Here is a 4,078-nt window from a genome sequence, read left to right on the forward strand (position 1 = left end):
ATACGGGTCCTGGGGCAGGCGCGGCAGCAGGCGAACCCGCGCGTCGAGGACGACGACTCCGCCGGGCGTCGCAAGGACGGGGTTGAAATCGGCCTCGGCGAGCTGCGGCAGATCACTCGCCATGCGGGACACCCGCAGCAGCAGTGATTCCAGGCCCTCCAGATCGACAGGCCGCGCACCGTGCGTGCCGAACAGGAGCGGGGCGCATCGCGGGGCCGTGATCAGGTCGTGGACGTCCTGGTCGGTGAGCGGGGCGAGCCGCGCAGCGTGGTCGGCGAGCACCTCGGTGGCGGTGCCGCCCAGTCCGAAGAGCACCAGCGGTCCGAAGACCTCGTCCTGGACGACGCCGGCGAACAGTTCGGTGCCGCGCGCGGCGAGCGGCTGGATCACCACGCCCGTCATCCGACTCGCGAACCGCGACTCGAAGTCCCGGAAGGCGGCCCGTACTTGCGCGTCACCCTGCAGGTCGAGGTGGACGGCCCGCTCCTCGCTCTTGTGCAGCAATCCCGGCCAGTGAGCCTTCATCACGACCCGGCCGTCGGTGCCGCGCAGCCGATCGGCGGCGCTTACGGCGTCGCTCTCGGTCTCGGCCCAGGCCCACGGGAGTTGCGGAATGCCGTAGCAGTCCAGCAGGTCGGCGCAGATGCGCGGTTCGAGCCAGCCCCCGTCTGACTGGACGGCGAGGTAGGCGCCGGCGATCTGTTGGGCACGCCGCGGGTCGACTCCGTCGAGGTCCGGGACCGTGCCCATGGGCCGGGCGAGCCAGGCGGCGCGGCGCGCGGCGTGGGACAAAGCCCGTGCAGCCGCCTGTGGGTCCGCATACGACGGAATGGTGCCGCCGTGAGTGGCGGGCAGCAGCTTCACCGGAAGGTCCTGTTCGAGGCGTACTGCGACGACCGTCCGTGCGCGGTGGGTGAGGCCGCAGGTGAGGGCGCGGGCCAGGTCTTCACCGATTGCCGCGGCGACCGCCGTAGGTACGAGGGCCACCAGTACGGCGTCGATGTCCGGGGAGCGCAGGAGCCGGTCCAGGCAGTTCCGGAGTTGTTCCTCGGAGGCGGCGGCAGTGGTGTCGGTCGGGTTCCCCACCGCTGCACCGCGGGGCAGCACGGCGAACAGGTCGTCCATCGCCTCGGGGGCGAGCGGCGGCAGGGCAAGGCCCGCCTCCACGCAGGCGTCGGCCGTCAGGACCCCGACGCCGCCCGCGTTGGAGACGATCGCGACCCGGGTGTCCGCCGGGAGCGGCTGGGAATGCATCAAGGCGGCTGCTTCCAGGAGTTCGCCGACCGAGCGGGTGGCGGTGATGCCGGCCTGGGTGAACAGCGCCTGCCGGGTCATGGTGCGGGTGGCGGCAGCTGCGGTGTGGGAGGCGGCGGCACGGCGGCCCGCTTCGGTGCGCCCGGCGTCCACGGTCAGGACGGGGATACGTCGAGTCACGCGCCGGGCCGTACGGGAGAACGCCCTGGGGTTACCGAAGGACTCCAGGTGCAGCAGGGCGAGGTCGGTACGGCTGTCACTCACCCACCACTGGAGCATGTCATTGCCGCTGACGTCGTACTTGTCGCCGAGCGACACGAAGGACGAGACACCGATGCCCAGCCGCGAGAGGCCCTCGAGCAGTGCGATCCCGACCCCGCCGGACTGCACGGCAACGCCGGCGGTGCCCGGGCGCGGATGGTCAGCGGCGAAGGTGGCGTCGAGCCGCACCTTCGGGTCCGTGTTGGAGAGGCCGAGGCAGTTGGGCCCGACGAGGCGCATGCCGTAGGTGCGGCAGTCGGCCAGCAGATCCTGGGCCTGATGAGCGTCGAGGCCCGCAGTGACGACGAGCAGCGCCCGTACGCCTGCCTTGCCGCACTCCTCGGCGATGTCCGGGACCACAGCGGCACGCACCGCGACGACCACGAGGTCGGGTGTCCTGGGCAGAGCACCGACCGAGGGATGGCAGCGCATGCCGAGTACGGTGGTGGCACTGGGGTTCACCGCGAAGAGGCGCCCGGTGAAGCCGCCGGTATGCAGTTGGTGGAGGATGGCCCGCCCCACTGATCGCGGGGTGCGGCCCGCTCCGACGACGGCGACCACGTCCGGCCGCAGCAGCGGCTCCAGGCTGGCCACGTCGGCGGCCCGCCCGCGCTCCTCCACCGCCGAAAGGTACGTGTCGTCCTCGTCGAGTCTGATGGTGCAGCGCACCTCCGGGCCCTCGAAACGGCGTGCCGTGCGCAGCCCGAGGTCGGCGAAGAGCCGCAGCACCTCGCGGTTCTCACACAGCGCGTCGGCCGTGAACGTAGTGACACCCTGTGCACGCGCCGCCGAGACCAGGTGCTCGACGAGCAGCGTACCGACTCCCCGGTCGTGCACTTCGTCGGCGACCGCGATGGAGATCTCGGCCGTGTCGCCGGCGCCTCCGGTGTCGTACTCGGCGAGGCCTATCACCCGGCCCCGCGTCTCGGCCAGCATCGCCCGGTATCCGGGACGCTCCGCGCCGCACGCGCGGTCGGCGGCCATGGCGGCCGACCGCGGGCTGATCCCGAAGAACCGCAGGCGGAGGTTCTGCGGGGACATCTCCTCGTAGAAGCTCTGCAACTGTTCGTGATCGCCCGGCTCCGCGGTACGAACACCCACGGTGCTGCCGTCCGCGAGCAGGGCATAGACCGGGCGCAGGCTGAGCGTGTCGTCCGTCATCACGCGCCTCCTCCAGGCCTGGACACTTCGAGCGTCCAGCGGATCGGAGGGGATCACATGGGCTGTCCGGGGTGAGGCAGGGGGGCCGGTCGGCCCTAGTGCCCCGGGTCACGGCGAGCGGTGAACGGCTCTGCTGCACCATGCGGTCGACCTGGCTGCATCTCCATAGATGCGGCCGGTGATGGGGCCGGGTCGGGTGCTCCCGTCGATGACAGCCCTTGTGGGTTTTTCGGCGGGGTGGTCTGTGCCGGTCCGACGCGGTAGGACCGCATCATCTCGTTGTCCTCGTGTTCAAGCATGTGGCAGTGCCATACGAACAGCCCGGTACGGTCGAACGTCGCTTTCAGGCGTGTGACGGTCCCCGGGTAGGCGATGGCGGTGTCCTTGAAGCCGCGTTCCCATGGCTCAGCGGGCAAAGGGGCCTTCTGCCCGGACTTGCGCCGGTCGACGATCTGGAACTGGACCTCGTGGATGTGGATCGGGTGAGCATCGACGGTGAAGTTGTGGATTTCCCAGATCTCGGTTGCTCCGAGCGCCGGATTCTCCGTCACAGGGTCATCCCATCGCAGGGGGACCGGCTTCCCGTGTCCGTCGACGGTCCCGAGAAGTGCTTCTCGGGGGCCGACGTGCGGCAGAACAGCGGAGTTCTGCTCATTGAGGGAGAGTCGGCGGATGCGGTCCACGGTGCCCAGAGGTACGAGTGACGGCAGGGTCAGTCGAGATGGCTGCACGCTCGTGTCAGGCGAGGTGTGGGACTGGACGACGAACTTCAGAACCTGCCCGGTCATGCTCGGGTTCGCGGGCGCGAAGTCGGTTCCCGCTCTCCCCCCTTTGAACACGGAGTCGGGGGCCTCGTTGATGAGGTACAGAGCGGTGCCGACGGGTACCGAGGTGAAGTCGATGATCACGTCGGCGCGCTCCGCGGGAGCGATGAGCAACTGCTCGAGTTGTACGGGCGCGGGAAGGAAGCCACCTTCACTTCCCAGTTGCCAGAAGGCAAGGGCCGGGTCCGCGGGACGGCGGGCGGCGGGATCGGCGACGACCTTCAGAATGAGGAAGCGCGAATTGCACCCGTTGAGCAGACGGAATCGGTAGCGTCGGCGCTCCACGTCCAGGACTGGCCAGGTTCTGCCGTTGACCACCATCGTGTCGCCGAAGAACTCGGGATTCCAGATCGGCGGAACATCGCTGCCCGGCACGTAGGGGCCTTTGAATCCGTCGAAAGCGGCGCGTCCCGCAGGGTAGAGAAGGCTGCCGTCCTCGTAGAAGGATCTGTCCTGGATCACGAGCGGGATCTCGTAATAGCTCCGGCCCGGTGGATCTCCAGGGCGGGGGGCGGGCCCGGGCAGGACGCCATCAGGCAGGTCCCCGGGCCCCCCGCGCAGAAGATAGAAACCGGCCA

General features: G+C 69.7%; 2 protein-coding genes. Both read right to left on the reverse strand.

What is annotated here, in order from left to right:
• Positions 1 to 2,676 (reverse strand): bifunctional acetate--CoA ligase family protein/GNAT family N-acetyltransferase (locus tag VXC91_RS43070; RefSeq protein ID WP_329512804.1); only part of this gene is annotated, 2,676 nt, incomplete at its 3' end.
• A gap of 95 nt (positions 2,677 to 2,771) precedes the next feature.
• Positions 2,772 to 4,078, reverse strand: a 1,307-nt coding sequence (locus VXC91_RS43075) for a multicopper oxidase domain-containing protein (protein ID WP_329512805.1), incomplete at its 5' end; no start/stop codon positions are given.

The sequence above is a fragment of the Streptomyces chiangmaiensis genome, from assembly GCF_036281785.1.
Lineage (GTDB): Bacteria > Actinomycetota > Actinomycetes > Streptomycetales > Streptomycetaceae > Streptomyces > Streptomyces chiangmaiensis.